This window comes from Glaciihabitans sp. INWT7, from assembly GCF_014217685.1.
GTDB lineage: Bacteria > Actinomycetota > Actinomycetes > Actinomycetales > Microbacteriaceae > Lacisediminihabitans.
In genome coordinates this window covers 2,778,637-2,803,273 of sequence record NZ_CP043653.1, presented here as the reverse complement: position 1 = coordinate 2,803,273, position 24,637 = coordinate 2,778,637, and the positions used below count along the sequence as shown (strand labels likewise).

Below are 24,637 nucleotides of genomic sequence, written 5' to 3'. Positions count from 1 at the left end.
AGGTTACGCTGCTCAGGGGGCAGCGGTTGCCTAAACAGGGGCTCCGATGGCAGCAAAGGCTTGAAATCATGACATTCGCGAACAGCGATTCCACCACTGAATCCCCGGCGGGTTCGGGCGATCGCGCCCTGAACCCCACTCCCGCGCGATTCGACGTGCGCGGCTTCGCCCGCACCGCCCAGGGCAATCACCGCGACACACTGCGCCTCGACGAATTCACGACGGCCCCGCTCTCGGCAGACAGCATCCGGTCGGTGCAGTATCTGGCCCGCCTGGAGAGCGGCACGATGGAGCAGTTGCGCAACCTCCTGGTGACGGCGACGCACAAAGATGCCCGCATCACGGCATTTCTCGTGACCTGGGCATTCGAGAAGTTCTGGATCGCCGACGCCCTCGACGCCGTGCTCGAAGCCAACGGTCAACCCAAGTCACACGATGCCGTCGAAGGCTCGGTCCGCCGCTCGCACACCGAGTCGGTCGAACGACGGGGACCCATCCGGCGGGCCATCACCGGGCTCATCCAGGGGGTGCCGATCATCGGCGTACACGTGACCACCGGCCTGGTGGACGAATGGGTGACCCGCGCTGCATACGACCGCCTTGACGCCTCGAGTCAGAGCCCAGCGCTCTCGGCCACCATCGCGACGATCGTCGCCGTCAAGGAGAGGCACGTCGCCTTCTTCGACGACGAGGCTCGGCGTCGATTGGCGGATGACCCGAAAGCCGTCTCGCTCACCCGGACGTCACTCGAGCGCCAGGCCTGGCCGCTCGGCGCGATCGACCGCGCCGGTGACGACCGCTCCTTCTTCGAGACTTCGGTGTTCGGTGACGACTCTGGTCGAGAGCGTGCCGCAGACATCGGTCGCCGCGTCGCCGGACTGCCCGGTATGGATTCCCGCATCGGCGATGCCGTGACCCGGAAGCTGCGCGAGTGAACGCCGCCGCAGAGCCGTCGAAGAAGGCTCCCGCACGCACGGCAAAGGTCGCCGTGCAGAAGACTGTCGACGCATCCGGTCTCGGCTCGTCCCACGTCTTCCTCACCGGAGGAACCGGGTTCGTCGGCCAGGCGATCCTCGAGCGCCTGCTGTCCTCGCATCCGGACACCACCATCTCGCTGCTGATCCGCTCGAAGGGCAGCACGAGTGCGACCGACCGCCTGCGCACTCTGCTGCGCAAGCCGGTCTTCCGTCTGTGGCGGGAGCGGGTGGGAGACGACGAGGTGGAACGCGCCGTGCGTGAACGCCTGCGCGTCGTCGAGGGGGATCTCGGCTCCGTGCCGCCCCTCCCCGCAGACCTGGATGTCGTCATCCACAGCGCTTCATCGGTGTCGTTCGATCCGCCCATCGACCAGGCCTTCGAGACGAACCTGGGCGGAGCGGTGACGCTCTATACCGCGCTGCTCGAGAGCGGAGCGGACCCGCACGTCGTGCACGTGTCGACGGCGTACGTGGGCGGCATCCGCAAGGGGATCGTGCCGGAGGCGCGACTAGCCCACAGCGTGGACTGGCGCAGCGAGTTCGAGGCCGCGCGCGACGCTCGCGTCCGTGTCGAGATGGCCTCGCGCCAGCCGGAGACCCTCCGTCGCTTCCTCGGGGAGGGCCGGGCCGAGCACGGCAAGGAGGGTCCGCAGGCGGTGGCGAAGGCTGCGGAAGCTGCCCGCGTCGAGTGGGTGCGCTCTCGCCTCGTCGACTACGGCCGCACCCGCGCCGAGAGCCTGGGCTGGACCGACGTCTACACGCTCACCAAGGCCTTCGCCGAACGGGCCGCAGAGGAGATGTGGGGGGATGCCGGTCACCGGCTGTCCGTCGTGCGCCCCGCGATCATCGAGAGCGCGCTTCAGCATCCGTTCCCCGGCTGGATCGACGGCTTCAAGGTGGCGGACCCTCTGATTCTCGCCTACGGCCGCGGCCTGCTGCCCGAGTTCCCCGGTCTGCCCGACAGCGTGCTCGATGTGATTCCCGTGGACTTCGTCGTCAACGCCATCCTGGCGATCGCCGCGCGCCCGGCACCGGTCGCCCAGTACGTGCACGTGAGCTCCGGGGCGAGCAATCCGCTGCCGATCCACCGCATGTTGCAGAACATGAACGAGTTCTTCACGGCCAATCCGATGCCGCACGCGAGCGAGGGTCAGGTGCGGGTGCCCACCTGGAGTTTTCCCGGTGACCGCAAGGTGGAGCGTGCCCTGCGCAACCAGGAGCGGTGGAACGACCGGCGCGAGCAGCTGCTCGAGAGGTTCCCGTCCACGGCCCGCACCCGCGCCCAGATCGCCAAGGTGACGACCCGTCGCAACGATCTCGAATCGCTGCGCAACTTCGCCGAGCTCTATCGCGCCTATGTGCAGACGGAGATCATCTTCGACGACCGAAAGCTGCGCGAGCTCGGGGAATCCCTGGCGCTCACTCCCGGGGACGACACCGGCTTCGACGTGACGACGATCGACTGGGAGGACTACCTCCAACGCGTGCATTTCCCCGCCATCACGACCCTCACCCGGGCTTTCGCCGTGCGGCCGGCCGCCTCGGAGAAGGTGCAGAAGGCGCTGCCAGCACGCACCGATGTCGTGGCAGTCTTCGACCTTGAGGGCACCGTCGTCGACTCGAACATCGTCGAGCAGTACCTCTGGGTGCGCTCGGCGGGCTTCCGCAAGGCCGCCTGGCCGGGTGAAGTGGCCAGCCTGCTCGGCTCGCTGCCGGGCTACCTGAGCGCCGAACGCCGGGACCGCGGGGAGTTCATCCGGGTGTTCCTCCGGCGCTACAGCGGCATGCCGGTGGCGCGGCTCGAAAGTGTCGTCTCCGGTGGCTACCGCGAGACCCTGCTGCGGCACACCATGCCCGCCGCGATCGCGCGCATCAAGGAACACCGGGCCGCCGGCCATCGCACCGTGCTCGTCACGGGATCGATCGGCACTCTCGTGGCCCCCCTCGCCGATCTCTTCGACGAGGTGATCGCGGGATCCATGCACGAGCGCGACGGCGTGCTCACCGGCTATCTCGCCCAACCGCCCCTGGTGGACGAGGCTAGAGCCGCCTGGCTGCTGCGTTACGCCGAGACCAACGGATTCGACCTCTCGCAGAGCTACGGCTACGGTGACAGTCATGCCGACCTGGTCTGGCTCGAACTGCTGGGAAACCCCAGTGCGGTCAACCCCGACACCAATCTGTCACGCGAAGCACAACGAAGAAGGTGGAGCATCCACAACTGGAAGCGCGGATCCCACCCCACGGATCCGGTAAGCCCGAAAGGAGCGGGAGAGTAGCCGTCACGGTCTCTCCCCACAGCACATGGCATTCGATGTAGACAAGTACACCGCGACCTCGGTCAACGTGAATTGGGACGATCTCGACCTCGAGCGCTTTCGCGAGCATCCTCTTCCGGCTGGCTCGCTTCGCACCCTCCGTTATATGGCGGATGTGGAATATCACACTGTCTGCTACACCCGCGACCTTCTCACCACCCCCTCCCACAAGGAGGCGGACATGAGCGCATTCATGACGATGTGGAACCGCGAGGAGTTCTGGCACGGCGAAGCGCTGGCGACGGTTCTCGGCATCCACGGGATCGTCGTCGATTTCGACGAGATCAAGGCCGACCGCCTGAAGCTCGGGTGGAAGGACAAGCTGGACCCCATCAAGCAGTCCATCGCCGGAAAGCTGGTGGGCACTGACTTCGTGGCCGTGCACATGGCCTGGGGTGCGGCGAACGAGTGGTCGGCCATTACCGCCTACAACCGCATGGCCGACCTGGAGGAAGACCCGGTGCTCGCCGAGCTGCTGAAGCGGATCGCGAAGCAGGAGGCCCGCCACGTCGCCTTCTACACCTCACAGGCTCGTGATCGCCTCGCCAAGAGCCGCAAGGCTCAGGTGCTCGCCCGCTTCGCGCTCAAGAACTTCTGGGCGCCCGTCGGCTCCAGCATCATGGAGCGCACAGAGGTGCAGCACGTGATGGGCCACCTCATGGGCGGAGCCGAGGGCCGCAAGGGTGCGCGCAAGATCGACGCCGCCATCTCCGGGCTGCCCGGCATGGAGGGCCTCACGATCGTCGAGGACTCGCTGGACAAGCTCGGCGTCGCCGCCTGATTCCCGCGGCCTGACCGCTCCGGCGCTGCCCCTTTTCTGCGCTGCACCCTTTCTGGGGTCTGTGCGTCGTCGCCCGTGCAGGCGAGCATGGTTCAGGAAAGGGGAGCCCATGATCTCGATCGCCTACCTGAGTTCCGCGACTCGCGCCTACACCGACGAGGAACTCGCACAGCTGCTCACGAAGATCCGCGAGAACAACGCGCATCAGGGGATCACCGGCATTCTGCTCTACAGCAACAGTCAGTTCATGCAGGTGCTCGAAGGGCCGGATGACGCGATCCGTGCGTGCTACGCCGTCATCTCCGTCGATCCCCGGCACCATGGCGTGCAGTTGCTCAGTGTGGAGGTCATCGCGGAACGTCGTTATCCGAGTTGGCGGATGGGCTTCCGTGCCCTCACCGACAGCTCGTCGCGGGCCATCCCGGGTTACGACGATTTCTTCCATCAGCAGTCGAGCCCGATGCCGGCGTCCGAGGCCGCTGCGCGGGCGCGCAGATTGCTCGACTGGTTCCGTGACAACTCGCTTCCGGTGGGCCAGGCATCCTGACGGGTCTCAGCGCACCGACCTGCGCTCGTAGATCACCATCGACCAGATGGCCCCGGCGGCCGCGATCGCGATGCTCCACCCGATCGCGAGAGTCAGGTTCTCGGTCGACGCAGTGGTGAGCAGAAGCCCGCGAAGCGTCTCGATGAACGGCGTGAACGGCTGGTACTGAGCGAACCACTGCAGCCATGACGGCATCGACGAGGTCGGGACGAAACCGCTGCCGAGCAGCGGGAGCACCGTGAGGATGAGGGGCAGGTTGCTCGCCGTCTCCACGGTCTTGGACTGCATCCCCATGGCGACGCCGATCCAGCTGACGGCGAAGGCGATCAGCACCACGACGAGTGCAGCGGCGAGCCACTCGAGGGGTGCCGCCGTCGGGCGGAATCCGACGGCGACTCCGACGCCGAGCACGAGGGCGACAGCGAGGATCGCCTGGATGGTGTTGCCGATCACGTGACCGGCGAGCACCGCCGAGCGCGAGATCGCCATCGTGCGGAACCTCGCGGTAATTCCCTCGGTCATGTCCATCGCCACCGTGATGGCCGCACCGTTCGCGGTGCCCGCAATCGTGATCAGCAGGATGCCCGGCATCACGTAGGCGAGGTAGGCGTCCCGACCGCCGGCCGGGTCCACGCCGGGCAGGCCCGCCCCCAGAGTGCCACCGAAGACGAACACAGTGAGCAGCAGGATCACCACGGGGCCGAGGATGGTGAACATCGACAGGCCGGGGTAACGGACGATGTGCAGAAGGTTGCGGCGCAGCATCGTGATCGAGTCGGCGAGGACATGGGACTGTCGTCCGAGGGTGATGGTGGTCATTGCTCCGTTCCTTTCGTGCCGGTGAGGGCGAAGAACACGTCATCGAGGTCTGGGCTGTGGATGCTGAGGTCGTCCGGAGAGACACCCGCCGCCTCGAGGCGGTCGAGCAGGGTGCGGAGCGTGCCGACGCCGCCGCCGCTCAGCACGGTCAGGGCGAGCCCGGCATCGTCGCGGACGGAACTGTCGAGGAGCCGTGACGCCGCATCGAGGGAGGCGAGCTCTGCGAACCGCAGGCGGATGTGTCCCCCCGGCACCAGCCGCTTGAGCTCCTCCGGCGTGCCCTCGGCGACGATTCGACCGCCGTCGAGCACGGCGATGCGGTGAGCGAGTTCGTCTGCCTCCTCGAGGTGCTGGGTGGTGAGCAGCACCGTCGTGCCCTCCACGACGAGGCCGCGCACGATGTCCCACCTGGTGTGGCGGCTGCGCGGGTCGAGACCGGTGGTGGGCTCGTCGAGGAAGATGACACTCGGCGTCGCCACGAGGGTCATCGCGAGGTCGAGGCGACGCTGCATTCCGCCGGAGTAGTTGGCGAGAGGCTTTCGGGCGGACTCGACGAGGTCGAACTGCTCGAGCAGGTCTGACACCCGTGCCTTCGAGGCCTTCGCGCCGAGGTGGCGAAGCCGGGCCATCAGCAACAGGTTCTCCTCGCCGGTGAGCAGCTTGTCCACTGCGGAGAACTGGCCCGTGAGCCCGATCGCCGCACGCACACCGTCGGGATCGCGGACCACGTCGCATCCGTTCACCGCCGCTGCGCCGCTGTCCGGCCGCACGAGCGTGGAGAGGATGTGCACGGTCGTCGTCTTGCCCGCACCGTTCGCGCCGAGTAGCGCGGTGACGGTACCGGCGGCGACCCTCAGGTCGATACCGTCGAGCACGGCCTTGGCGCCGTAGGACTTGCGCAGGGCGCGAATGTCGATCGCTGAGCTGGTCATGCCGTTCTCACTCTCTTCGTCTTCCCGGTTTTCAGGGCGCCCGGGTGATGGTGATGTCGCCCCACTGCGTGCGGGCTCGCACGGCGACGGTCTCTTCGGAGGGATCGGGGGCGCGGTCACCATCGAGCTGGTTGCGCACGTGCCCGTTCTTGGAGGCGAGGTCGAGCCACGCCGGCACCCCGGTGCGCACGCCGATCGTCACCTGGCCGAAACCGCTCTCGACCTGGATAGACCCGCTCGAGACGGCCCCGAGCTGGATGCTGCCGTAGGCGGTCTTCGCGGTCACCGAGGCGAGCGCTGTGGTGATGTCGAGGTCGCCGTAGGAGAGATTCGCCTCAAGCTCTCCGCCCGACTCGCCGACCGTGACCGTTCCGTGCGAGGCCTTGAGGATGGCGTCACCGCTGACGACCCCGATTCGGATCTGGCCGTGGTCGGCGGTGACCTGCAGCTCGCCGTCGACGGTTCCGATGGTCGCGTTTCCGTGCCCCGCCCGCAGCCACAGGTCCCCGGTGGAGGCGAGCTCGACGGGCCCCATCCCGCTCTTGATGCGGGTGGCGCCGAGGCGCCCGGCGGTGTGGATGCCGCCGGCCGCGACCTCCGCGGTGAGCCGAGACCCCGTGGGCAGCTCGACCCGCACGTCGACGGACTCGGTGGGGCCGATCCAGCTCAGTCGGGGTTTCGGTGCCGTGATGGTGAGTCGCTGGCCGTCGAAGTCGACCCTCGTCTCCTCCGCGCCCCGGCGGTCCACCGCGCGGTCGGGATTCGTTGCGGTCACCGTCACGACCGTGTCTTCCCGGTCGGTTGCGATGACGTCGACTGCGCCGACGGGCAGGTCGATGGCGAGGTCGATCGGCAGGGTGGTCGTGTAAGTGGGCATGCTGGCGCTGTCCTTCCGGGAGGCGTACTCGAGAGGCCCCGCGGGTGGGGGCAGGTGGGTGGTTCGGGCGAGGGGTGGGTACGGGTGCCTATCGCGCCCAGCCGGCGAAGTTGTCGCCGGTGCGCAGCGTTCGCTGGGCGGTCCGTCGTTGTCGGGGCTGCAGGGCGGAGGCGACAGCCCGCACCAGCCAGGTGTTGACCGACAGGCCGTCGGCGGCCGCCGCGTCGTCCACCCGCGCCTTCAGGGCGTCGGGCAGTCGCAGGGTGGTGCGCGAGGTGCTCGCGTCCTCGATGTCGAGGGCGGCCACCTCGTCGATGTCGGTCTCGGTGCTGGCTGTAGTGACCACGAATTCGACCTCGCGCCCGCGGAGTCGCAGGTCGACCGAGCCCGGTGCGAGGTCCCGGGTGATTTCGCCGACCGCAGCCGAGAGGGCGTCGAGCAGCACGAGCCGGGTCGCGGCATCAAGCCCGGCGGCGAGCCGCTCTGCGGCGAGGCGGGTGTCTCCCGCGCCGTTCGCAGCGGCATCCACCAGCTGTCGTTGCAGGTCGCTGACGTATTGTCCCAAGTCCATGACATCAGGATGACACTATCGTGGTGTCATGTCAAATGTTTTTGGTGTCAAGTGGGGGATCGGTTGTCCCCCGCTGCGGTGAGCCGTGTCGGAGAGCGGGTGCTTTCAGCGCTCGCGGAGGGGCGTGCGAACGGGGCAGGCTGTGTTGATCTCGGTCTCGCTGATCGAACCGGAGCCGGATCGCTGCGGGTACCAGGCGCCGTGCGACGCGAGGTAGGCATCGAGCCCGGGTGCGCCGGTGCGGACCGTGAACCCGTAGTGGGTCCAGCACGGCACCAGGTACTGATCGAGATAGCGGTAGACGTAGCGGAGTTCGTCCGGCGTGTAGGGCGGCTCCGGCCGGCTGGAGTGTTGGACGGCACACACATAGGAGGCGACCGCGTAGGCCGTCGCGTCATCCTCGGGAACGTCCCCACTTTCGACGGTGGGACCGCTGGACTCCCATCCGTTGCCCTCGGGGGCGAGTGCCGCGTGGTACCCAGCCTGCGTCATGCACTGTACCGAAGCGGCGAACAGGGGAGTGCCGGTGTCGTAGGCGATCAGGGCGACCGCGGGGCGCACGGCCGAGGGATGCACCGCGACCAGGTCCGCCCACTCCCGGTCCGCTTCCGCGAGATGGGCGGTCTCCGCTTCGGCATCCGTCAGTGGAGCGGCCGGGGCCGGTTTCGCACCGAGATCGGGCGCGGTGAAACGATCAGTCGCCGGTGTGGAGGAGGACGCCGCTTTCGGCAGGTGAGCCCCGGCGCCGACCGAGGCGCAACCCGAGAGAGCGAGGGTCACCATGACGCTCGCCGCCACGACGCTCAGCCGAACATTGCTCATACCTCGAACCGTATCCGAGGGATCCACAGAGCGCCAGACCGCTGATGCACTCGCCTCCCTTGATGCCCGGCACTCGAGCGGAGCACAATGTCGGGATGACCAAGTACCTGATCTCCTTCCCGAGCGAAGCCATGGTGCTCACCGAGGAGGAGTTTCCGTTCGTCGTCGCCGACTCCCATGCCGTGATCGAGGAGGCCAAAGCGGCTGGTGTCTACGTGTTCGGGGGAGGGATCGACGAACAGGTCGATCCGGTGTTGGTGTCTGCCGATGGGTCGGTCGCTCCCGAGATCTATCCGGGCAGTCGACTCAAGGGCGGGTTCACCGTCTTGGAATTGCCGACGCGCGACGATGCCGTGGAGTGGTCGAGGAAGATCGCGGTCGCCTGCCGGTGTGCTCAGGAACTCCGAGAGTTCATGTACGACCCGGCCAGCTAGCTCTGGCACGCACAGGGCCCGGTAAGCCGGTCTCGACTCGAGCCGCAGACGGCGGTGGACGACGGGTGGTGGAGCCCCCTGTCGGATTCGAACCGACGACCCCCGCTTTACAAGAGCGGTGCTCTGGCCAACTGAGCTAAGGGGGCGAACGGGTATTCATATTACTTGGCGTGCGCAGGGTGGGGCGCCGCTGCCGATAACCTTGGACCAATGACGACCGAACCCGCGCACTCCCGATCGGCGGTCGCCATCGGAGTCGCGGGCGCAGTGCTGGTCGGCGTGCTCACCGCGACCCAGTCACGGGTCAACGGGGAGTTGGGACGGGCGCTCTCCGACGGCTACCTCGCCGCTGTCATCTCTTTCGGCTCCGGGCTCGTCATCCTCCTCGTCGCACTGGCGGCGTGGGCTCCTGGGCGGCAAGGGCTCTCGAAGGCGTTCGCCTCCGTACGCGAGGGCACAACACCGTGGTGGTACCTGTGCGGGGGAGCGGGCGGCGCCCTGTTCGTGCTCTCGCAAGGCATCACCGGCGCGGTGCTCGGTGTCGCACTGTTCACCGTGGCCGTCGTCTGCGGCCAGACCATCAGCGGACTCGCGATCGACCGCAACGGCATCGGGCACACGCCCCCGGCGGCGATCACCGTCACCCGGCTTCTCGGCTCCGCGCTCGCTCTGATCGCGGTCGGCGTTGCGGTCTCGGCCGGCTTCGGCGGCGACATCCCGGCCTGGATGCTGCTGCTGCCCTTCGCCGCGGGACTGGCGGTGGGCCTTCAGCAGGCGGTCAACGGCCAGGTGCGACGCGTCGCCGGATCCGCCCTCACCGCCACCTTCATGAACTTCCTGGTCGGTGCCACCGTGCTGCTCGTGGCCTGCCTGATCCACGAAGCGATCGTGGGCCTCCCCGAGCGGATGCCGACCACTCCCGTGCTCTACCTCGGGGGTCTCATCGGCACGATCTTCATCGGCGGAGCCGTGGTCGTGGTGCGGGTCACCGGAGTGCTGCTTCTCGGTCTCGGTTCGGTCGCCGGACAGCTCGTGATGTCGCTCGTGCTCGATCTGGTCGTGCCGGTCGCGGGCCGGGCGGTAGTGACCTCCACCGTCGTCGGCACGCTGCTCACCCTGGTGGCCGTCGCGATCGCCGCTATCCCGTCCCGATCACTGGGAACGGCACCGCTCAGAGTGCGCTGAGGTACTCCTCGGCGGGGAACGGCTTGCGTTCGCCGGCTTTCTCGCCGTGCTCGCGCCCTCCCACATAGAGCCAGCCGAGCAGCTGTTCGTTGTCGGCCAGGTGGTGCATCACGCGCACGGGAAGCGAGCGGGTGAGGTGCCCGGTGCGCCACATCACGCCCCAGCCCGCGTCATCCAGCAACAGGCTGAGCGTGTGGGCGACGCCGGCTGCCACCGCCTCCTGCTCCCAGTCCGCCACCTTGTGGCTGGGCTGCACTGCCTCCACTACGGCGATCAGCAGTGATGCCCGCAGTGGCTTGGCTGCGAGCTTCGCGGCGTCCGCTCCCTCGAGCCCACTCGCCTCGACGAACGCCTCGCCGAGCCGCTCGCGCGCAGCGTCGCGGAGTTCGATGAGGCGCCAGGGCCGCAGCGCCGCGTGGTCGGCGACGGAGGACGCCGCCGCCACGAGGGGCAGCAGTTCGGCGTGACTGGGTGCGTCAGCGGTGACCTTCGGTTGTGAGCGGCGGCGGCTGACGGCATCCAGTAGCGACATCGGGGCTCTAGCCCTCTTCCGTGAACTCGAGGGACAGCGAGTTCATGCAGTACCGGTCGCCGGTGGGCGTCTGGTAGGCGTCATCGAAGAGATGCCCGAGGTGCGAACCGCAGTTGGCGCACAGCACCTCGGTGCGGGTCATGAACAGGCTCTTGTCGGTCTTGAGGATCACGGCGTCGGGGTTGACCGACTCGTAGAAGCTGGGCCATCCCGATCCGGAGTCGAACTTGGTGTTGCTGGCGAAGAGCTCGGCGTGACAGGCGCCACAGGTGTAGACCCCGGCGCGCTTCTCGTCGAGCAGCGCTCCCGACCAGGGGCGCTCCGTAGCCGCCTCACGCAGGATCGAGAATCGGGTGGGGTCGAGTTCTGCGCGCCATTCCGAATCGCTCTTGGCGACGGGGTACTGCGTGTTGTCGGTGTTCTTGCTCATGGTCGGTTCCTTCCGGTGCCTCAGTGCGCATCCGATAAAACTCAGTGCACGTCTCATTAAACTCGGCAGCATGCCCGAATGTTCCATCGTCCAGAAATCGTGGAGTCAACTCACACTGGAGGAGCTGTACTCCGTACTCAAGCTTCGCACCGACGTCTTCTTCGTCGAGCAGCGCATCGATGAGGAAGAACTCGATAATCGCGACCAGGAGGCGACCACCGAGCACCTCTGGATTGCGGATGCTTCGGGCGCGGCCGCCTACCTGCGCGTGCTCGTCGACGCCGAAGCGACCTATCTCGACGCCCGCCACATCGTCGGGCGAGTCGTCGTGCGCGCGGATCGTCGCGGCGAGGGCCTGGCGCAGCTGCTCGTGGCCCGGGTGATGGAGCAGCACGGTCACGAGTCCATGCTTCTGCACGCTCAGGAGTACATCGCCCCGCTCTATGCCAAGTTCGGTTTCGAGAGCTTCGGCGAGCAGTACATCGAGGCCGGCATCCCTCATATCTCGATGTACCGCGCAGGGCGCTGAATGGACACCGCCACCTGGTACCGGGGTTTCGGCGAACTCGAGGCGCGGGGCCAGTCGGCCATCTACGAGGAGTGGGCGCTCGGTGTGGCGGATGACCCGACGCTGATCGCTCTCATCGACGAGTTGCCCCTGCAGAAGCGGCAACCCAATCTCATCTTCGCCTGCGCGCGCCTGCTCGGGGCACCGGAGGCCGACTACCAGAGCCTGCGCGGGTGGCTTCTGCAGCACTGGTCGGAGGTCGTGGCCGAGGCCCTGGCCCGCAGCACCCAGACCAATGAGGCGCGGCGGTGCGCGTCGCTCCTGCCTGCCCTTGCTCTCATCCCCGGACCCCTCGCCCTGCTCGAAGTCGGGGCGAGCGCGGGGCTCTGCCTCTTCCCCGACCGGTACAGCTACTCCTACGACGGCGGCACGCCGATCGATCCACCCGCCGGGCCGAGCTCCGTGCAGCTCGAATGCGCGACGACGGGCGGCGTGCCCCGCCCCACTGAAGTGCCGGATGTCGTCTGGCGCGCGGGCATCGACCTCCGTCCGCTCGCTGTGGGGAATGCCGACGACATGCGCTGGCTCGAGACGCTGGTCTGGCCGGAGCAGCACGAGCGCCGCGCACGGTTGCGCGCCGCCATCCGCATCGCCGCAGCGGACCCGCCGCGAGTGGTGCGGGGGGACGCCTCAGAGCTGGCGACTCTCGCAGCCCAGGCCCCGCACGACGCGACCCTCGTCGTGATCACGAGTGCCGTGCTCGTCTACCTGCCCTTCGCCGAGCGCATGCGATTAGTGGATGTGGTGCGAGCCCTAGATGCCCGTTGGATCTCGCTCGAAGGGCTGCGCGGCCTGCCCATCGTGCGCGCGGCGCTGCCTGACGACGGCGGATCCGAGGGTCGCTTCGTGCTCGCCCTCGACGAGACACCGCTCGCCTTCACCGGAGCGCAGGGCCAGTCACTCGACTGGATCGCCACTCCGTAGGCCGTTTCGACCGATCTTCGCGGCGCGGGCGGTGCCTCCGGTTGCACACAGCAAGGCCGCCCTAGTATTGCCGCAGAGCGGAGGGAGAACCTGTGCCAGCCTCATCTGAGCGGTCTGACCTGCCCTCGGCGACCCCGGAGATCGCGGCTCTTCCCGCTCGCGAACAGAGCATTCTGGTGTTCGAACGCCAGTGGTGGTCGCACGCCGGGGCGAAGGAGGCCGCAATCCGAGCGGAGTTCAACCTTCCGGCGGCCCGGTACTATCAATTGCTGAACGCGGCGCTCGACCTGCCGGAAGCCATCCTCTTCGATCCTCTCCTGGTGCGACGGCTGCAGCGACTGCGGGATGCCCGCACCGACGCGCGATCCGCCCGTGTACTCGGCACCGCCGACTCCACGCCCCTGTAACCGAATCGACGAAAAGAACTGATGGCGAACACATCGACTGACCGCTTCGACAGCGTGCCTGACGACCTGTTGCGCACCGGCGCGCACCGTTCCGCTCCGAAGCGCGGCCGCGGATGGATCGCGTTCGCCTGGGCAGCGCTCGCCACCGGCGTGCTCGTGGCCGCGGGACTGTTCGGCCTTGCGGTCATCCGGGGCACCATCGACCTCCCCTTTGCGACCGCGAACGCGACCGCAGCGCCGAGCTCGACGCCGTCCCCCACCCCGACGCCGACCATCACGCCGAAGATCGATCCTTCACTGGCGATCACCGTGCTGAACGGCACCACCACCAAGGGGCTCGCGACCGCTGCCGGGAACGACCTCGTCAAGCAGGGCTGGGCGGGAGCATCCGAGCAGATCGGATCGCGCACGAACGCCGGCTCCACCGACATCACCAAGACCGTCGTGTACTACAGCGACGCCGCGAACGAAGCGGCGGCACGCGCGATGGTGTTGTCGCTCAAGATCGGGGAGATCCGCCTCTCCGCGGCCTACCCCGGATCGCCGATCACCGTGGTGCTCGGCAGCGACTACGTGCTTCCCGCGGGCTGATCCGCCATGCCGTGTTTCGCTGAGGTTTAATTCGTTCCGATTTGCCCGAATCGCCATTACTATCTGGGATTGGTTGCTGACAGCGGCAGCCGGAGGCGAAACACAGGGAGTATTCGATGGCGAACGGAACCGTCAAGTGGTTCAACGCTGAAAAGGGCTACGGCTTCATCACGGAGGACGGTGGCGGGCAGGATGTCTTCGTCCACTACTCCGCGATCGACATGGGTGGCTACAAGGTGCTCGAAGAGGGGCAGAAAGTGACCTTCGAAGTCGGCACCGGAAACAAGGGCCCGCAGGCCGAATCGGTGCGCCTGGCCCAATAGGGTCCAATGGCCCGCACCTCGCCGCCGAGCGCGGCTATGGTGTGCGCATGGGGGATACGTCGGCACGGGGGCGCGCACTGCTCTCGCTGACTCTCGCGATCGGGCTCGGCCTGTGCATGTCGGGCTGCGTTCCGCAGAAGACGACGCCCTCGGCGAGCCCGACCCCGAGCCTCACACCGACGGTCACCGCGCCGCCCACCTCGGTCGCGCCACTGCGTGGAACGACAGTGCCCGCGGGATCCCTCGACCATGCATCGATCGCGGCGAAGATCGACAACCTGCCCTCGGCGCGACCGCAGATCGGCCTCGAGAGCACCGACCTCGTCTATCAGGAACTGGTCGAGGGCGGCCTCACCCGCTATGTCGCCGTCTGGCAGTCCAGCATTCCCGCCCTCATCGGTCCGGTGCGCTCCATCCGTCCGATGGATCCGGACATCGTCTCGCCGCTCGGCGGCATCATCTGCTACTCCGGCGGGCAGCAACGCTTCGTCGACCTGATGCGCAAGACTCCCGTATACAACGCCATCCATGGCCAGGCGGACACGGCGAGCACCTTCTTCCGCACCCCGACGAAGGCGGCACCCCACAACGTGCTCGTCAAGGCCCCGGAATTGCTCGCCCAGCACGCTGACATCCCCGCCCCGGCTCAGCAGTTCCAGTACGCCTCCGCCCCCACGTCGACCGCGGCTACCGCCGGGACGCCGACCGCGGCGATCAGCTACGCGTTCTCCGGTGTGACCAGCGGAAGCTGGACGTGGGATGCCGCCAAGGCCGTCTTCCTCCGGTCCCAGGGCACCGGCCCCGACCTCGACAGCGCGGGGGCGCAACTCTCCACCACGAATGTCGTCGTCATGCGGGTCACGGTGACCGTCGACCAGAACGTGCCGAAGACGAACCTGATGGGCTCCGGCGAGGCCTGGATCTCCTCCGGTGGCCGCACAGTTCACGCCAGCTGGACAAAGGCATCGGCGACGGATCCGATCCATCTCGCCGATGACGCCGGGGCGCCGGTGCTCCTCGCCGTCGGCAACACCTGGATCGAGCTGGTTCCCACGGCGGGATCCGTGTCCGTCGTCGCTCCCGGCTAGAGCCGCACGACCTCGAAGCTCACTTGCACTCTCAGGGGGAGAGTGCCAGAATCATTTAGCACTCCCTTATTGAGAGTGCCAATAGCTGTTGCTTACATGACGTCCCGGAAGGACGAAAAACACACATGGCAAAGATCATTGCTTTCAACGAGGAGGCCCGTCGCGGCCTCGAGCGCGGCCTCAACATCCTGGCCGACGCCGTCAAGGTGACCCTCGGCCCGCGCGGCCGCAACGTCGTTCTCGAGAAGAAGTGGGGCGCCCCCACCATCACGAACGACGGTGTCTCCATCGCCAAAGAGATCGAACTCGACGACCCCTACGAGAAGATCGGTGCGGAGCTCGTCAAAGAGGTAGCGAAGAAGACGGATGACGTCGCCGGAGACGGCACGACCACCTCCGTTGTTCTCGCCCAGGCCCTCGTGCGCGAAGGACTGCGCAACGTCGCGGCCGGCGCCGACCCGATCAGCCTCAAGCGCGGAATCGACAAGGCCGTCACGGCCGTCATCGCCGCGCTCGTCGCCGGTGCCAAGGAGATCGAGACCAAGGAAGAGATCGCGGCCACCGCATCCATCTCCGCCGGGGACCCCGAGATCGGTGCCCTCATCGCGGAAGCGATCGACAAGGTCGGCAAGGAGGGTGTTGTCACCGTCGAGGAGTCGAACACCTTCGGCACCGAGCTCGAACTCACCGAGGGAATGCGCTTCGACAAGGGTTACCTGTCGGCGTACTTCGTCACCGACCCGGAGCGTCAGGAAGCGGTCTTCGAAGACCCCTACATCCTGATCGTCAACTCCAAGGTCTCCAACATCAAGGACCTCCTCCCGGTCGTCGACAAGGTCATCCAGTCGGGCAAGCAGCTCCTCATCATCGCCGAGGACGTGGATGGCGAGGCTCTCGCGACTCTCGTCGTCAACAAGATCCGCGGCATCTTCAAGTCCGTCGCCGTCAAGGCTCCGGGCTTCGGCGACCGTCGCAAGGCGCAGCTGCAGGACATCGCCATCCTCACCGGTGGTCAGGTCATCTCCGAGGAGGTCGGACTCAAGCTCGAGAACGCCACCCTCGACCTGCTCGGCCGTGCCCGCAAGGTCGTCGTCACCAAGGACGAGACCACGATCATCGAGGGATCCGGCGACGCCGAGGCCATCGCCGGTCGCGTCAAGCAGATCCGTGCAGAGATCGAGAACACCGACTCCGACTACGACCGTGAAAAGCTCCAGGAGCGTCTCGCGAAGCTCGCCGGTGGCGTTGCAGTCATCAAGGCCGGAGCCGCGACCGAGGTCGAGCTCAAGGAGCGCAAGCACCGCATCGAGGACGCCGTTCGCAACGCGAAGGCCGCCGTCGAAGAGGGCATCGTCGCCGGTGGTGGCGTCGCCCTCATCCAGGCCGGCGCAATCGCCTTCGCCTCCGAGGCCCTCACCGGTCTCACGGGTGACGAGGCGACCGGAGCGAACATCGTCAAGGTCGCAGTGGATGCCCCGCTCAAGCAGATCGCACTCAACGCCGGTCTCGAGTCCGGCGTCGTCGCCGAGAAGGTGCGCAACCTGCCCACCGGACACGGCCTCAACGCCGCGACCGGCGAGTACGTCGACATGCTCCTCGCCGGAATCAACGACCCGGTGAAGGTCACCCGCTCGGCCCTGCTCAACGCAGCGTCGATCGCCGGCCTGTTCCTCACCACCGAGGTCGTCGTCGCTGACAAGCCCGAGAAGGCTGCAGCACCGATGGGCGACCCGTCGGGCGGCATGGACTTCTAAGTCTCGCCAGCACGGCAAGAACCACACAGCAGGGCGTCTCCTTCGGGAGGCGCCCTGCTGTCGTGTGCCCTGCGTCGTGCGTCGTGTGCCCTGCGTCGTGCGTCGTGTGCCGTGTGCCGTGTGTCGTGTGTCGTGTGTCGTGTGTCGTGTGTCGTGTGTCGTGTGTCGTGTGTCGTGTGTCGTGCGTCGTGTGCCGTGTGCCGTGTGCCGTGTGCCGTAGGGCTCCACGTCGCCCAGGTCGCCACGGCGCCAGGTCGTCCAGGTCACCCAGGCGATCCGTCAGAAACTGCTCGCCCGGCCGATCTCCGGGACAGTTTGCGACGATTCGCGGCTCACCCGCGGGGATGGGGCTGCGCAGTGAAGGGGTCCCCTTGTGCCTACTGAACTGTCAGGGATCGTTCCGACGGGCGCTCATGCCGGGCGTTTGGGACGGATGGCGCGGTGACCTTCTCGCTGACCTTGGGGTCGGGCAGGTTGCCGGCGTAAGTCCGTCAGTACCGGCTCTTTCGGGGGCGGGTGGCCAGCCGTTTGTGACGGTTGGCGGCCATGCCCGGGGCTGGTGCCCGGCAGGGGAGTGCACCCGTCGGCCGATCCGTCAGTAACAACTCTTTCGGGGGCGGTGGCCAGCCGTTAGTGACGGTTGGCGGCCATGCGAGGGGCAGGGTGCTCGCAAGGAGAGGGCACCCGTCGGCCGGTCCGTCAGTAAAAGCTCTCTGGGCGGCAGTGGACAGCGGTTTGTGGCGGATGGCGCGGTGACCTTCTCGCTGACCCTGGGGTCGGGCAGGTTGCCGGTGTCAGTCTGTCAGTAACGGCTCTTTCGGGGGCGGTGGCCGCCGGTTTGTGACGGTTGGCGGCAATGACCGAGGGGCGGGGTGCTCGCCAGGGGTGGCATCCGGCGGACGTACCGTCAGCAACAGCTCGTTCGGGGGCGGGTAGCCAGCCGTTTGTGACGGTTGGCGGCCATGCGAGGGGCGGGGTGTTCGCCAGGGGTGGCATCCGGCGGACGTACCGTCAGCAACAGCTCCTTCGGGGTGGTGGCCAGCGGTTTGCGAGGGTTCGCGGCCGGGCGCGGGGGTGGTGTTCGCCAAGGGTCGTCATCCGCCGGCTGGACCGTCAGCAACGGCCCGTCCGGGCACGGTGGCCAGCGGTTCGTAACGCTTGGCCGACCGGCGCCGACGCACCCCCGCCAGCACGGGCACCCCCGCCAGCACGGCACCCCCGCCAGCACGGGCAGTGCGGCCAGCACGGGCAGTTCGCCGCCGCACCCGCGCCAGCACGATCAGAATGGCAACCCAGCCCAGCGGCGCCGCTCCCCCCGAGCCGGCCCCGGCAACCACTCAGTGGGCGAACAACCGGGTGTTCGCGGCCTCGATTTCGGCATACTGCTGGCCCGCATGGCCGAGAGCCGTACCCATGGCCGCGAGCACCTCCTCGACACGCTGTTCGAGGCCCTTCCACTCGGTCACCGCACCCTGAAACGCAGTGGCCGCGGGTCCCGACCAGGATGCCTGCAGGCTCGTGAGCTGGCCGTGAAGGGCGCCGACCTCGCCCTGAATTCGACCGATGGTGCCTTTGGCCGCCGTCGTCGCCGCGAGTACCGCTTCGCTGTCGACCTGATAGCGCGTCATGTCTGCCTCCGTTGGTTCACGTCCGCGCACCGGATGGGTCGGATCGTTCCCCGACAATAAGCTCCGGTCGCGCGGTGCGACCCTGACTCAGTCGCGCTTGGGGGCGACGGCGGGAGTGTAGCCCTCGGGGAGGAGCGGGAGGCTCACCCGGAACGTGGCGCCCCCGCCGGGAGTCTCCCGTACGGTCACCTCTCCCTTGTGGGAGGCGATGATGCCGGAGACGATCGCGAGTCCCAGTCCGCTTCCACCGGTCTCGCGGGTGCGCGACGAGTCGGCCCGCCAGAACCGCTGGAAGATCTTCTCGCGGATCTGCGGCGGGATGCCCTCCCCGTGATCCACCACCTCGAGCACGCCGACCCCGCGGGCGGAGTCGACAGACACGACGATCTCGAGCGGCGAGTCATCCGGAGTGAAGCGCATCGCGTTGCCCATCAGGTTCGTGACCACCTGACGGATCTTGTTCTCTTCGGCGAGCACGACGGCGGGTTGCTCCACGGCGTCCACGACGGGCGCGACGATCTCGATCGGCATCGTCGTGAGCTCACCGCGCGCCTGGCGCCGGCGGAGGCGGGCGAGCTGCGCCCCGGCGAAGCGGATCGGGCCGGTCGCGGCCGGAGCGCCGGTGGGAGGTGCCGGAGAGACCGGCACGGAGGGGGCATCCGTCGTCGAGGGTAGGGCCTCGGCGACGATCACACTGACAGTGCGCTTCGGCGCGGAGGCCATCGCGTCGAGGGCGGCATCATGGGCGATGGGCACGAGGTCGACGGCGCCGAGTTGCAGCGGCTTCGCCTCGTCGATGCGGGCGAGTTCCAGCAGGTCGGAGACGAGCTCGCCCATGCGGATCGCCTCCTTCTCGATGCGTTCCATCGCCTGGGCCACGTCTTCGGGCTTCTGCAGTGCGCCCATGCGATAGAGCTCGGCATAGCCGCGCACCGAGACGAGCGGAGTGCGCAGCTCGTGGCTGGCATCCCCGACGAATCGGCGCATCTGGTCGATGGTGCGCGCACGGTCGGAGAAGGCCCGGTCGATGCGGTTGAGCATGGTGTTGAGCGAACGATTGAGCCGCCCCACCTCGGTGTTCGGCGTGGCGCCCTGCAGCCGCTGACTGAAGTCCCCGTCGGCGATCGCCGCGGCGGTGGCCTCGACCTCGCGCAGCGGCGTGAAGGTGGATGTCACGAGCAGGCGGGTGAGAGCGGCTCCGAGCACGATCACCGCGAGCCCGAAGCCGAGGAAGATCACGAGGAACTGGTTGATCAGTTTGTCGGAACTCACGAGGTCGACAGCGACAACGACGGTGACGTAGTCCGCGGAGTCGACGATGTTGCGCGGAACCGCCACGATGCGCCACTGGTCGTCGTGCTCTTTGTCCCAGACGGTGAAGGGCACACCACCCGTCTTGATCACGGTGTTGAATGGCATCGATGGCACGTTCGGTGCCGAATGTGTGAGCGCACCGTTATTGCACAGCTCGTCGCCGTTGGTGTCGAGCACGGCGAGGTAGTAGTCGTTGATCCCGGGCAACGCGTCGCAGGTCTTCGCGCCGGTCTTGGTGTACCCGGGCACGGCCTGGGCGTATTTCGTCATCTTCGCGTCGGCATCCGCGAGCAGGTAGGTGCGCAGCACCGTCATCGTGCCGACGCCGGCGACGAGCAGTCCGAGGGTCACCAGAAGCACGGTCACGCCAGTGATCTTGGTGCGGAGGGAGACGCCGCTCCACCATCGCGTGAGTTTCTCGTGCATCAGAAGATCCAGATTACGGCGCGCACCCTGAAAGCGACCCCCGTATCGAAGGCTCTGCCGGAGATGCTCAGGCCCGCGCGGCCTTGAGCATGTAGCCGAAGCCGCGCTTGGTCTGAATCACCGGCTCTTCCGAGTACTGGTCGAGCTTGCGACGCAGGTAGGAGATGTAGCTCTCCACGATGCCGGCGTCGCCATTGAAGTCGTACTCCCAGACGTGATCGAGGATCTGCGCCTTGGAGAGAACCCGGTTGGGGTTGAGCATGAGGTAGCGGAGCAGTTTGAATTCCGTCGGGCTCAGCTCGATCTGCTCCGATCCGATGGTCACCTCGTGGGTGTCCTGGTCCATTGTCAGTTCGCCGGCGCGGATGATCGCGTCTTCTTCGTCCTGCATGGTGCGACGGAGGATGGCCTTGATGCGGGCAACGATCTCATCCAGGCTGAATGGCTTGGTGACGTAGTCGTCGCCGCCGACCGTGAGGCCGGTGATCTTGTCTTCGGTGTCGTCCTTGGCCGTGAGGAAGAGAATCGGAGAGGTGTAGCCGCTCGAGCGGAGGCGCTTGGTCACGCCGAACCCGTTCATGTCGGGCAGCATCACGTCGAGGATGATGAGGTCGGGCTCCTCTTCGAGCACGGCCGAGATGGCCTGCGCTCCATTTCCCACGGCGCGGACTGCGAAACCGGCGAACCGGAGGCTCGTCGTCAGCAGGTCGCGGATATTCGGTTCGTCATCGACAATCAGGATCTTCGGGCCATCGCTCATGGCACCAGTATCTGCGCGTCAGCTGTGCGCTTCCTGAGTATGGGGCACGGATCTCTCGGGGTGCCGATTCTCGGCGGGAATCCGGGATCCCGTGGCTAGTCTGTGATCGTGAACCGCATCATCGGAAGCCGCACTTTCGACTTCGACCGGCAGGTCGCGGTCATGGCGATCATCAACCGAACGCCGGACTCCTTCTTCGACAAGGGAGCCACTTTCGCTCTCGACCGCGCGGTGGATGCCGCGCTGGCCGCCGCCGCCGCGGGAGCCGACTGGGTGGACATCGGAGGCGTGCCATTCGGCCGGGGAGAACCGGTGAGCCTCGCGGAGGAGATCGACCGCGTCGTGCCGGTGATCGCGGCGATCCATGCGCGCAGCGACGTGGTGATCTCGGTCGATACCACCAACGCGGAGGTCGCCCGACGCAGCATCGAGGCCGGGGCATCCGTCATCAACGACACCAGCGGCTTCTCCGACGCCGACATGGCACGAGTCGTGGCGGAGAGCAGCGCGACCCTCGTGATCACCCACAGCAACGGGGTGCCGCGCAGCGAGCCGCAGAGCCCGCAATACGACGACGTGATCGCCGAGGTGGTCGAGTACCTGCGCACCCGGGTGGAGCAGGCGGAGGCCGCAGGCATCCCCCGGGATCGCCTGGTCATCGACCCGGGGCACGATCTCAACAAGAACACCGTGCACACCCTGGAGATCACCCGGCGACTGCAGGAGGTGGCGGCCATCGGGTTGCCGACGCTCGCTGCCGTGTCGAACAAGGACTTCATCGGTGAGGCCATCGACCGGGAGCAGGGGCAGCGGCAGTCCGGTTCGATCGCCGCCGCCGTCATCTGCATCATGAACGGCGCCCGGATCGTGCGGATGCACGACGTGCCCGCTGCCGTCGATGCGGTGCGGCTCACCGAAGCCGTACTGGGATTCCGCCAGCCCGCCTACGCGCGTCACAACGTCTGATGGGCGTGCAGATCGATTGCCTGTTCCCCTCGCCGGGATCCGACCTCTCCGACGACGCCCTCTCGGAGCTCTTCGGGCGGGAGGATCGTTCGGCGGCCTGGCTGCGGGTCAATTTCGTCTCCAGTGTCGACGGCGCCTCGACGGTGGACGGGCTCTCCGGCGCACTCGGCGGTGAGGCCGATCACCGGGTCTTTGACTTGTTGAGAGAGCTCACCGACGTCGTGATCGTCGGGGCAGGCACGGTGCGCGGGGAAGGTTACGGACCGATGGTGCTGCCGCCCGCATCGGTCGAGCGCCGCGTGTCGCGCGGGCTGGCTCCGCATCCGGTGTTCGCGATCGTGTCGAACCGCCTCGATCTCGACCCGTCCTCGCGCATCTTCACCGAGGCCCCAGTGCGGCCCATCGTGGTGATGACGGATGCCGCGCCCCGGGATCGCCGGGATGCGCTGTCCGCCGTTGCCGACATCCTGATCGCAGGGGACTCGCAACTCGACCCCGCGCGTCTCGTCGCTGGACTGGCCGAGCGCGGACTCACTCAGCAGCACTGCGAGGGTGGCCCATCGCTCTTCGGCGCTTTGCTCGCGGCCGGCGCCGTGGACGAGCTCTGCCTCACCGTAAGCCCACAGCTCGTGGCGGGGGAGGCCGGTCGCATCATCACCGGTGATCTCTCGAGCCCCCGCGACCTGGCCCTCGGGCACGTGCTCGCGTCGGGCGACACCCTGCTGCTGCGTTACGAACTGCGCTGAACCGAGCGCACCCCTCTCTCCCCTCAACATTCAGGAGGTTCTGTGGCCCATGGGTAAAGAGTCAACTTCCGGGAACTCACTGAGCCCACCGGTAACTCCAGCACCACAGCTTCCTGAATGATGACAGTGGCACTGCGGGAAGTCGGGCACTGCCCTGGGCCTCAAGCCGCGATCTGGTCGCCGTCCAGGATCGTGTAGCTGTAGCCCTGCTCCGCGAGGAAGCGCTGACGGTTCTGCGCGAAGTCCTGGTCGACGGTGTCGCGCGCGACCAGCGTGTAGAAGTTGGCGGGGAGCCCGCTCTCCTTGGGGCGGAGAAGTCGCCCGAGGCGCTGGGCCTCCTCCTGGCGCGATCCGAAGCTGCCGGAGACCTGGATGGCCACGGTCGCCTCGGGCAGGTCTACAGAGAAGTTGGCGACCTTCGAGACCACGAGCACGGTGATCTCGCCCTCGCGGAATGCCTGATAGAGCCGTTCGCGTTCCTCGATCGGCGTCGATCCGGTGAGTTTCGGCGCGTCGAGAACCTCGGCGAGAGTGTCGATCTGGTCGAGGTACTGCCCGATCACCAGAATCCGCTCTCCCGCATGCTTCTTCACCAGGTCGCGCACGACCTGGAGCTTGGCCGGCGCGGTCGCCGCGAGCCGGTAGCGCTCGTCGTCGGCGGAGGCCGCGTACTCGAGCCGCTCCTGCGGGGGCAGGTCGATGCGCACCTCGAAGCACGAGGCCGGAGAGATGAAGCCCTGGGCCTCGATCTCCTTCCACGGAGCGTCGAACCGCTTGGGGCCGATGAGGCTGAAGACATCCCCCTCGCGACCGTCCTCGCGCACGAGGGTGGCGGTGAGGCCGAGGCGGCGTCGCGCCTGCAACTCTGCGGTGAGCTTGAAGACGGGGGCCGGTAAAAGGTGCACCTCGTCGTAGATCACCAGTCCCCAGTCCAGGGCGTCGAGCAGGGCGAGGTGGGCGTACTCGCCTTTCCGCTTGGCCGTGAGGATCTGGTACGTCGCGATGGTGACGGGCTTCACCTCTTTGACCTGACCCGAGTACTCGCCGATCTCGTCCTCGGTGAGGGTCGTGCGCTTCAGCAGCTCGGCCCGCCACTGCCGCGCCGAGACGGTGTTGGTCACGAGGATCAACGTCGTGGTCTCGACCCTCGCCATCGCGCCGGCGCCGACGAGGGTCTTGCCCGCGCCACAGGGCAGTACGACGACTCCCGATCCGCCGTCCACGAAGCTCGACACGGCGTGGTTCTGGTACTCGCGCAGGTTCCATTCGCTGGTATCCAGCGCGATCGGATGCGGCGTGCCCGGGGTGTACCCGGCGAGGTCCTCCGCCGGCCAGCCGAGCTTGACCAGCTCCTGCTTCACCTGTCCGCGCGCCCAGGCCTGGATCCGGTAACGGTCGATCGCCGGACCCTTGCCGCGCTGGTCCTCCGGGAGGAAGAGCAGGGGGGCGATGCGCTTGGCCCGCACGATCTCGCTCAGCACTGCAGCATCCGTCGAGCGCAGCATGAGAGTGCCGTTTTCGTCGCGCTCGATGACGAGCCGGCCGTAGCGGCCCACGGTCTCGGCGATGTCGATGGAGACGCTCTGGGGGATGGGGAACTTGGAGTACTTCTCGAGCGTGTCGAGCATGTTCTCGGCGGTGTGACCGGCCGCGCGCGCGTTCCAGAGGCCGAGGCGGGTGATGCGATACGTGTGGATGTGCTCGGGTGCGCGCTCGAGTTCGGCGAAGACGGCGAGGTCGTGGCGGGCATCCTCAGCGGCGGGGTGCGCGACCTCCAGCAACACGGTGCGGTCGCTCTGCACGATCAGGGGTCCAGACAGCGCATCCACCTCGCAAGCCTAGGTCACGCGGGTGGGTGGTCTGCGGCGCGGGCCATCTCTCGACGCTCGCCCCGGCATAACTCCTGCAATGTGGTGC

At 67.4% G+C, this 24,637-nt stretch carries 26 protein-coding genes and 1 tRNA gene; 15 read left to right on the top strand and 12 right to left on the bottom strand.

The genetic code is table 11. From position 1 onward, the window contains the following. Nucleotides 1-68 precede the first annotated feature (68 nt). The 4 genes from F1C58_RS13505 (at nucleotide 69) to F1C58_RS13490 (ending at nucleotide 4,623) form a co-directional block, all read left to right on the top strand. The gene (locus F1C58_RS13505) at nucleotides 69-935 is read left to right on the top strand and encodes a hypothetical protein (RefSeq protein WP_185201585.1); all 867 of its coding nucleotides are present in this window, start codon (nucleotides 69-71) and stop codon (nucleotides 933-935) included. Then, on the top strand, nucleotides 932-3,256 hold the full coding sequence (locus F1C58_RS13500; RefSeq protein ID WP_370543662.1) for an SDR family oxidoreductase: 2,325 nt from the start codon (nucleotides 932-934) through the stop codon (nucleotides 3,254-3,256). Before F1C58_RS13505 ends, F1C58_RS13500 begins: the two co-directional genes overlap by 4 nt. Before the next feature lie 25 nt (nucleotides 3,257-3,281). Beyond that, a complete protein-coding gene (locus F1C58_RS13495) occupies nucleotides 3,282-4,076 on the top strand; it encodes a ferritin-like domain-containing protein (protein WP_185201584.1) in 795 nt (264 codons plus the stop codon). A gap of 109 nt (nucleotides 4,077-4,185) precedes the next feature. Next, nucleotides 4,186-4,623, top strand: coding sequence for a BLUF domain-containing protein (locus F1C58_RS13490; RefSeq protein WP_185201583.1), 438 nt, complete (start codon nucleotides 4,186-4,188; stop codon nucleotides 4,621-4,623). A 6-nt stretch (nucleotides 4,624-4,629) separates the two neighbouring features. On the opposite strand, the gene F1C58_RS13485 is transcribed toward F1C58_RS13490, so the two are convergent. The 5 genes from F1C58_RS13485 to F1C58_RS13465 all read right to left on the bottom strand — a co-directional run bounded on the left by F1C58_RS13485 (nucleotide 4,630) and on the right by F1C58_RS13465 (nucleotide 8,644). Further along, nucleotides 4,630-5,442 (bottom strand): ABC transporter permease, encoded by an 813-nt coding sequence (locus F1C58_RS13485; RefSeq protein WP_185201582.1) that lies wholly within the window; start codon nucleotides 5,440-5,442, stop codon nucleotides 4,630-4,632. Then, nucleotides 5,439-6,374, bottom strand: a complete 936-nt coding sequence (locus tag F1C58_RS13480; protein WP_185201581.1) for an ATP-binding cassette domain-containing protein — start codon at nucleotides 6,372-6,374, stop codon at nucleotides 5,439-5,441. The genes F1C58_RS13485 and F1C58_RS13480 overlap by 4 nt, the downstream gene beginning before the upstream one ends. A 31-nt stretch (nucleotides 6,375-6,405) precedes the next feature. After that, nucleotides 6,406-7,251, bottom strand: a complete 846-nt coding sequence (locus tag F1C58_RS13475; protein WP_185201580.1) for a DUF4097 family beta strand repeat-containing protein — start codon at nucleotides 7,249-7,251, stop codon at nucleotides 6,406-6,408. Nucleotides 7,252-7,339: 88 nt separating this feature from the next. Continuing rightward, entirely contained in the window at nucleotides 7,340-7,822 is a 483-nt protein-coding gene (locus F1C58_RS13470) for a histidine kinase (protein WP_185201579.1), read from the bottom strand. A 105-nt stretch (nucleotides 7,823-7,927) separates the two neighbouring features. Beyond that, a complete protein-coding gene (locus F1C58_RS13465) occupies nucleotides 7,928-8,644 on the bottom strand; it encodes a hypothetical protein (RefSeq protein WP_185201578.1) in 717 nt (238 codons plus the stop codon). A gap of 95 nt (nucleotides 8,645-8,739) precedes the next feature. Between F1C58_RS13465 and F1C58_RS13460 the strand changes: the two genes are divergently transcribed. Continuing rightward, nucleotides 8,740-9,078, top strand: a complete 339-nt coding sequence (locus F1C58_RS13460) for a YciI family protein (RefSeq protein WP_185201577.1) — start codon at nucleotides 8,740-8,742, stop codon at nucleotides 9,076-9,078. Nucleotides 9,079-9,147: 69 nt separating this feature from the next. Here the strand turns inward: F1C58_RS13460 and F1C58_RS13455 are convergent. Further along, nucleotides 9,148-9,224 (bottom strand) — tRNA-Thr (locus tag F1C58_RS13455). Nucleotides 9,225-9,288: 64 nt separating this feature from the next. On the opposite strand from F1C58_RS13455, the gene F1C58_RS13450 reads away from it, so the two are divergent. Further along, nucleotides 9,289-10,263, top strand: coding sequence for a DMT family transporter (locus F1C58_RS13450; RefSeq protein ID WP_185201576.1), 975 nt, complete (start codon nucleotides 9,289-9,291; stop codon nucleotides 10,261-10,263). On the opposite strand, the gene F1C58_RS13445 is transcribed toward F1C58_RS13450, so the two are convergent. Together F1C58_RS13445 and msrB are read right to left on the bottom strand one after the other, a co-directional pair. Continuing rightward, nucleotides 10,250-10,795: a nitroreductase family protein gene (locus F1C58_RS13445; protein WP_185201575.1), complete on the bottom strand. Its 546-nt coding sequence runs from the start codon at nucleotides 10,793-10,795 to the stop codon at nucleotides 10,250-10,252. The two genes, F1C58_RS13450 and F1C58_RS13445, sit on opposite strands and share 14 nt — an antisense overlap. Nucleotides 10,796-10,802: 7 nt before the next feature. Next, nucleotides 10,803-11,225, bottom strand: a complete 423-nt coding sequence (gene msrB, locus F1C58_RS13440; protein WP_185201574.1) for a peptide-methionine (R)-S-oxide reductase MsrB — start codon at nucleotides 11,223-11,225, stop codon at nucleotides 10,803-10,805. 70 nt (nucleotides 11,226-11,295) lie between these two features. Here msrB and F1C58_RS13435 point away from each other — a divergent pair, with 70 nt between their 5' ends. From F1C58_RS13435 to groL, 7 genes are all read left to right on the top strand, one after another. Continuing rightward, entirely contained in the window at nucleotides 11,296-11,754 is a 459-nt protein-coding gene (locus tag F1C58_RS13435; RefSeq protein WP_255461116.1) for a GNAT family N-acetyltransferase, read from the top strand. Continuing rightward, nucleotides 11,755-12,717, top strand: a complete 963-nt coding sequence (locus F1C58_RS13430) for a DUF2332 domain-containing protein (RefSeq protein WP_185201573.1) — start codon at nucleotides 11,755-11,757, stop codon at nucleotides 12,715-12,717. A gap of 92 nt (nucleotides 12,718-12,809) precedes the next feature. Beyond that, nucleotides 12,810-13,124 (top strand): DUF3263 domain-containing protein, encoded by a 315-nt coding sequence (locus F1C58_RS13425; RefSeq protein ID WP_185201572.1) that lies wholly within the window; start codon nucleotides 12,810-12,812, stop codon nucleotides 13,122-13,124. A gap of 21 nt (nucleotides 13,125-13,145) precedes the next feature. Continuing rightward, nucleotides 13,146-13,715, top strand: coding sequence for a LytR C-terminal domain-containing protein (locus F1C58_RS13420; protein WP_185201571.1), 570 nt, complete (start codon nucleotides 13,146-13,148; stop codon nucleotides 13,713-13,715). Nucleotides 13,716-13,831: 116 nt separating this feature from the next. Beyond that, nucleotides 13,832-14,038 (top strand): cold-shock protein, encoded by a 207-nt coding sequence (locus F1C58_RS13415; protein ID WP_185201570.1) that lies wholly within the window; start codon nucleotides 13,832-13,834, stop codon nucleotides 14,036-14,038. Nucleotides 14,039-14,085: 47 nt separating this feature from the next. After that, nucleotides 14,086-15,126: a DUF3048 domain-containing protein gene (locus F1C58_RS13410; protein WP_185201569.1), complete on the top strand. Its 1,041-nt coding sequence runs from the start codon at nucleotides 14,086-14,088 to the stop codon at nucleotides 15,124-15,126. Nucleotides 15,127-15,251: 125 nt separating this feature from the next. Continuing rightward, on the top strand, nucleotides 15,252-16,880 hold the full coding sequence (gene groL, locus F1C58_RS13405; RefSeq protein WP_185201568.1) for a chaperonin GroEL: 1,629 nt from the start codon (nucleotides 15,252-15,254) through the stop codon (nucleotides 16,878-16,880). A gap of 1,337 nt (nucleotides 16,881-18,217) precedes the next feature. Here groL and F1C58_RS13400 read toward each other — a convergent pair. From F1C58_RS13400 to F1C58_RS13390, 3 genes are all read right to left on the bottom strand, one after another. Then, the gene (locus F1C58_RS13400) at nucleotides 18,218-18,508 is read right to left on the bottom strand and encodes a WXG100 family type VII secretion target (protein WP_185201567.1); all 291 of its coding nucleotides are present in this window, start codon (nucleotides 18,506-18,508) and stop codon (nucleotides 18,218-18,220) included. An 87-nt stretch (nucleotides 18,509-18,595) separates the two neighbouring features. Continuing rightward, nucleotides 18,596-20,248 carry a cell wall metabolism sensor histidine kinase WalK gene (locus tag F1C58_RS13395; RefSeq protein ID WP_185201566.1) on the bottom strand — a complete coding sequence of 551 codons (1,653 nt, stop codon included), beginning with the start codon at nucleotides 20,246-20,248 and terminating at the stop codon, nucleotides 18,596-18,598. Between the two features lie 67 nt (nucleotides 20,249-20,315). Further along, nucleotides 20,316-21,008, bottom strand: a complete 693-nt coding sequence (locus F1C58_RS13390) for a response regulator transcription factor (protein WP_185201565.1) — start codon at nucleotides 21,006-21,008, stop codon at nucleotides 20,316-20,318. 105 nt (nucleotides 21,009-21,113) lie between these two features. On the opposite strand from F1C58_RS13390, the gene folP reads away from it, so the two are divergent. Together folP and F1C58_RS13380 are read left to right on the top strand one after the other, a co-directional pair. Then, on the top strand, nucleotides 21,114-21,974 hold the full coding sequence (folP, locus tag F1C58_RS13385) for a dihydropteroate synthase (RefSeq protein ID WP_255461387.1): 861 nt from the start codon (nucleotides 21,114-21,116) through the stop codon (nucleotides 21,972-21,974). Next, nucleotides 21,974-22,720 (top strand): pyrimidine reductase family protein, encoded by a 747-nt coding sequence (locus tag F1C58_RS13380; protein WP_185201564.1) that lies wholly within the window; start codon nucleotides 21,974-21,976, stop codon nucleotides 22,718-22,720. Before folP ends, F1C58_RS13380 begins: the two co-directional genes overlap by 1 nt. 161 nt (nucleotides 22,721-22,881) lie before the next feature. Here F1C58_RS13380 and F1C58_RS13375 read toward each other — a convergent pair whose 3' ends face one another. Further along, the gene (locus tag F1C58_RS13375; RefSeq protein ID WP_255461115.1) at nucleotides 22,882-24,549 is read right to left on the bottom strand and encodes a DNA repair helicase XPB; all 1,668 of its coding nucleotides are present in this window, start codon (nucleotides 24,547-24,549) and stop codon (nucleotides 22,882-22,884) included. Nucleotides 24,550-24,637: the final 88 nt, after the last annotated feature.

Bases quoted from the DNA above. Each gene is read 5' to 3' on its own strand.
- F1C58_RS13505 (WP_185201585.1), top strand. From the start codon at position 69: ATGACATTCGCGAACAGCGATTCCACCACTGAATCCCCGGCGGGTTCG.
- F1C58_RS13495 (WP_185201584.1), top strand. From the start codon at position 3,282: ATGGCATTCGATGTAGACAAGTACACCGCGACCTCGGTCAACGTGAAT.
- F1C58_RS13490 (WP_185201583.1), top strand. From the start codon at position 4,186: ATGATCTCGATCGCCTACCTGAGTTCCGCGACTCGCGCCTACACCGAC.
- F1C58_RS13485 (WP_185201582.1), bottom strand. From the start codon at position 5,442: ATGACCACCATCACCCTCGGACGACAGTCCCATGTCCTCGCCGACTCG.
- F1C58_RS13480 (WP_185201581.1), bottom strand. From the start codon at position 6,374: ATGACCAGCTCAGCGATCGACATTCGCGCCCTGCGCAAGTCCTACGGC.
- F1C58_RS13475 (WP_185201580.1), bottom strand. From the start codon at position 7,251: ATGCCCACTTACACGACCACCCTGCCGATCGACCTCGCCATCGACCTG.
- F1C58_RS13470 (WP_185201579.1), bottom strand. From the start codon at position 7,822: ATGGACTTGGGACAATACGTCAGCGACCTGCAACGACAGCTGGTGGAT.
- F1C58_RS13465 (WP_185201578.1), bottom strand. From the start codon at position 8,644: ATGAGCAATGTTCGGCTGAGCGTCGTGGCGGCGAGCGTCATGGTGACC.
- F1C58_RS13460 (WP_185201577.1), top strand. From the start codon at position 8,740: ATGACCAAGTACCTGATCTCCTTCCCGAGCGAAGCCATGGTGCTCACC.
- F1C58_RS13450 (WP_185201576.1), top strand. From the start codon at position 9,289: ATGACGACCGAACCCGCGCACTCCCGATCGGCGGTCGCCATCGGAGTC.
- F1C58_RS13445 (WP_185201575.1), bottom strand. From the start codon at position 10,795: ATGTCGCTACTGGATGCCGTCAGCCGCCGCCGCTCACAACCGAAGGTC.
- msrB (WP_185201574.1), bottom strand. From the start codon at position 11,225: ATGAGCAAGAACACCGACAACACGCAGTACCCCGTCGCCAAGAGCGAT.
- F1C58_RS13435 (WP_255461116.1), top strand. From the start codon at position 11,296: ATGCCCGAATGTTCCATCGTCCAGAAATCGTGGAGTCAACTCACACTG.
- F1C58_RS13430 (WP_185201573.1), top strand. From the start codon at position 11,755: ATGGACACCGCCACCTGGTACCGGGGTTTCGGCGAACTCGAGGCGCGG.
- F1C58_RS13420 (WP_185201571.1), top strand. From the start codon at position 13,146: ATGGCGAACACATCGACTGACCGCTTCGACAGCGTGCCTGACGACCTG.
- F1C58_RS13415 (WP_185201570.1), top strand. From the start codon at position 13,832: ATGGCGAACGGAACCGTCAAGTGGTTCAACGCTGAAAAGGGCTACGGC.
- F1C58_RS13410 (WP_185201569.1), top strand. From the start codon at position 14,086: ATGGGGGATACGTCGGCACGGGGGCGCGCACTGCTCTCGCTGACTCTC.
- groL (WP_185201568.1), top strand. From the start codon at position 15,252: ATGGCAAAGATCATTGCTTTCAACGAGGAGGCCCGTCGCGGCCTCGAG.
- F1C58_RS13400 (WP_185201567.1), bottom strand. From the start codon at position 18,508: ATGACGCGCTATCAGGTCGACAGCGAAGCGGTACTCGCGGCGACGACG.
- F1C58_RS13395 (WP_185201566.1), bottom strand. From the start codon at position 20,248: ATGCACGAGAAACTCACGCGATGGTGGAGCGGCGTCTCCCTCCGCACC.
- F1C58_RS13390 (WP_185201565.1), bottom strand. From the start codon at position 21,008: ATGAGCGATGGCCCGAAGATCCTGATTGTCGATGACGAACCGAATATC.
- F1C58_RS13380 (WP_185201564.1), top strand. From the start codon at position 21,974: ATGGGCGTGCAGATCGATTGCCTGTTCCCCTCGCCGGGATCCGACCTC.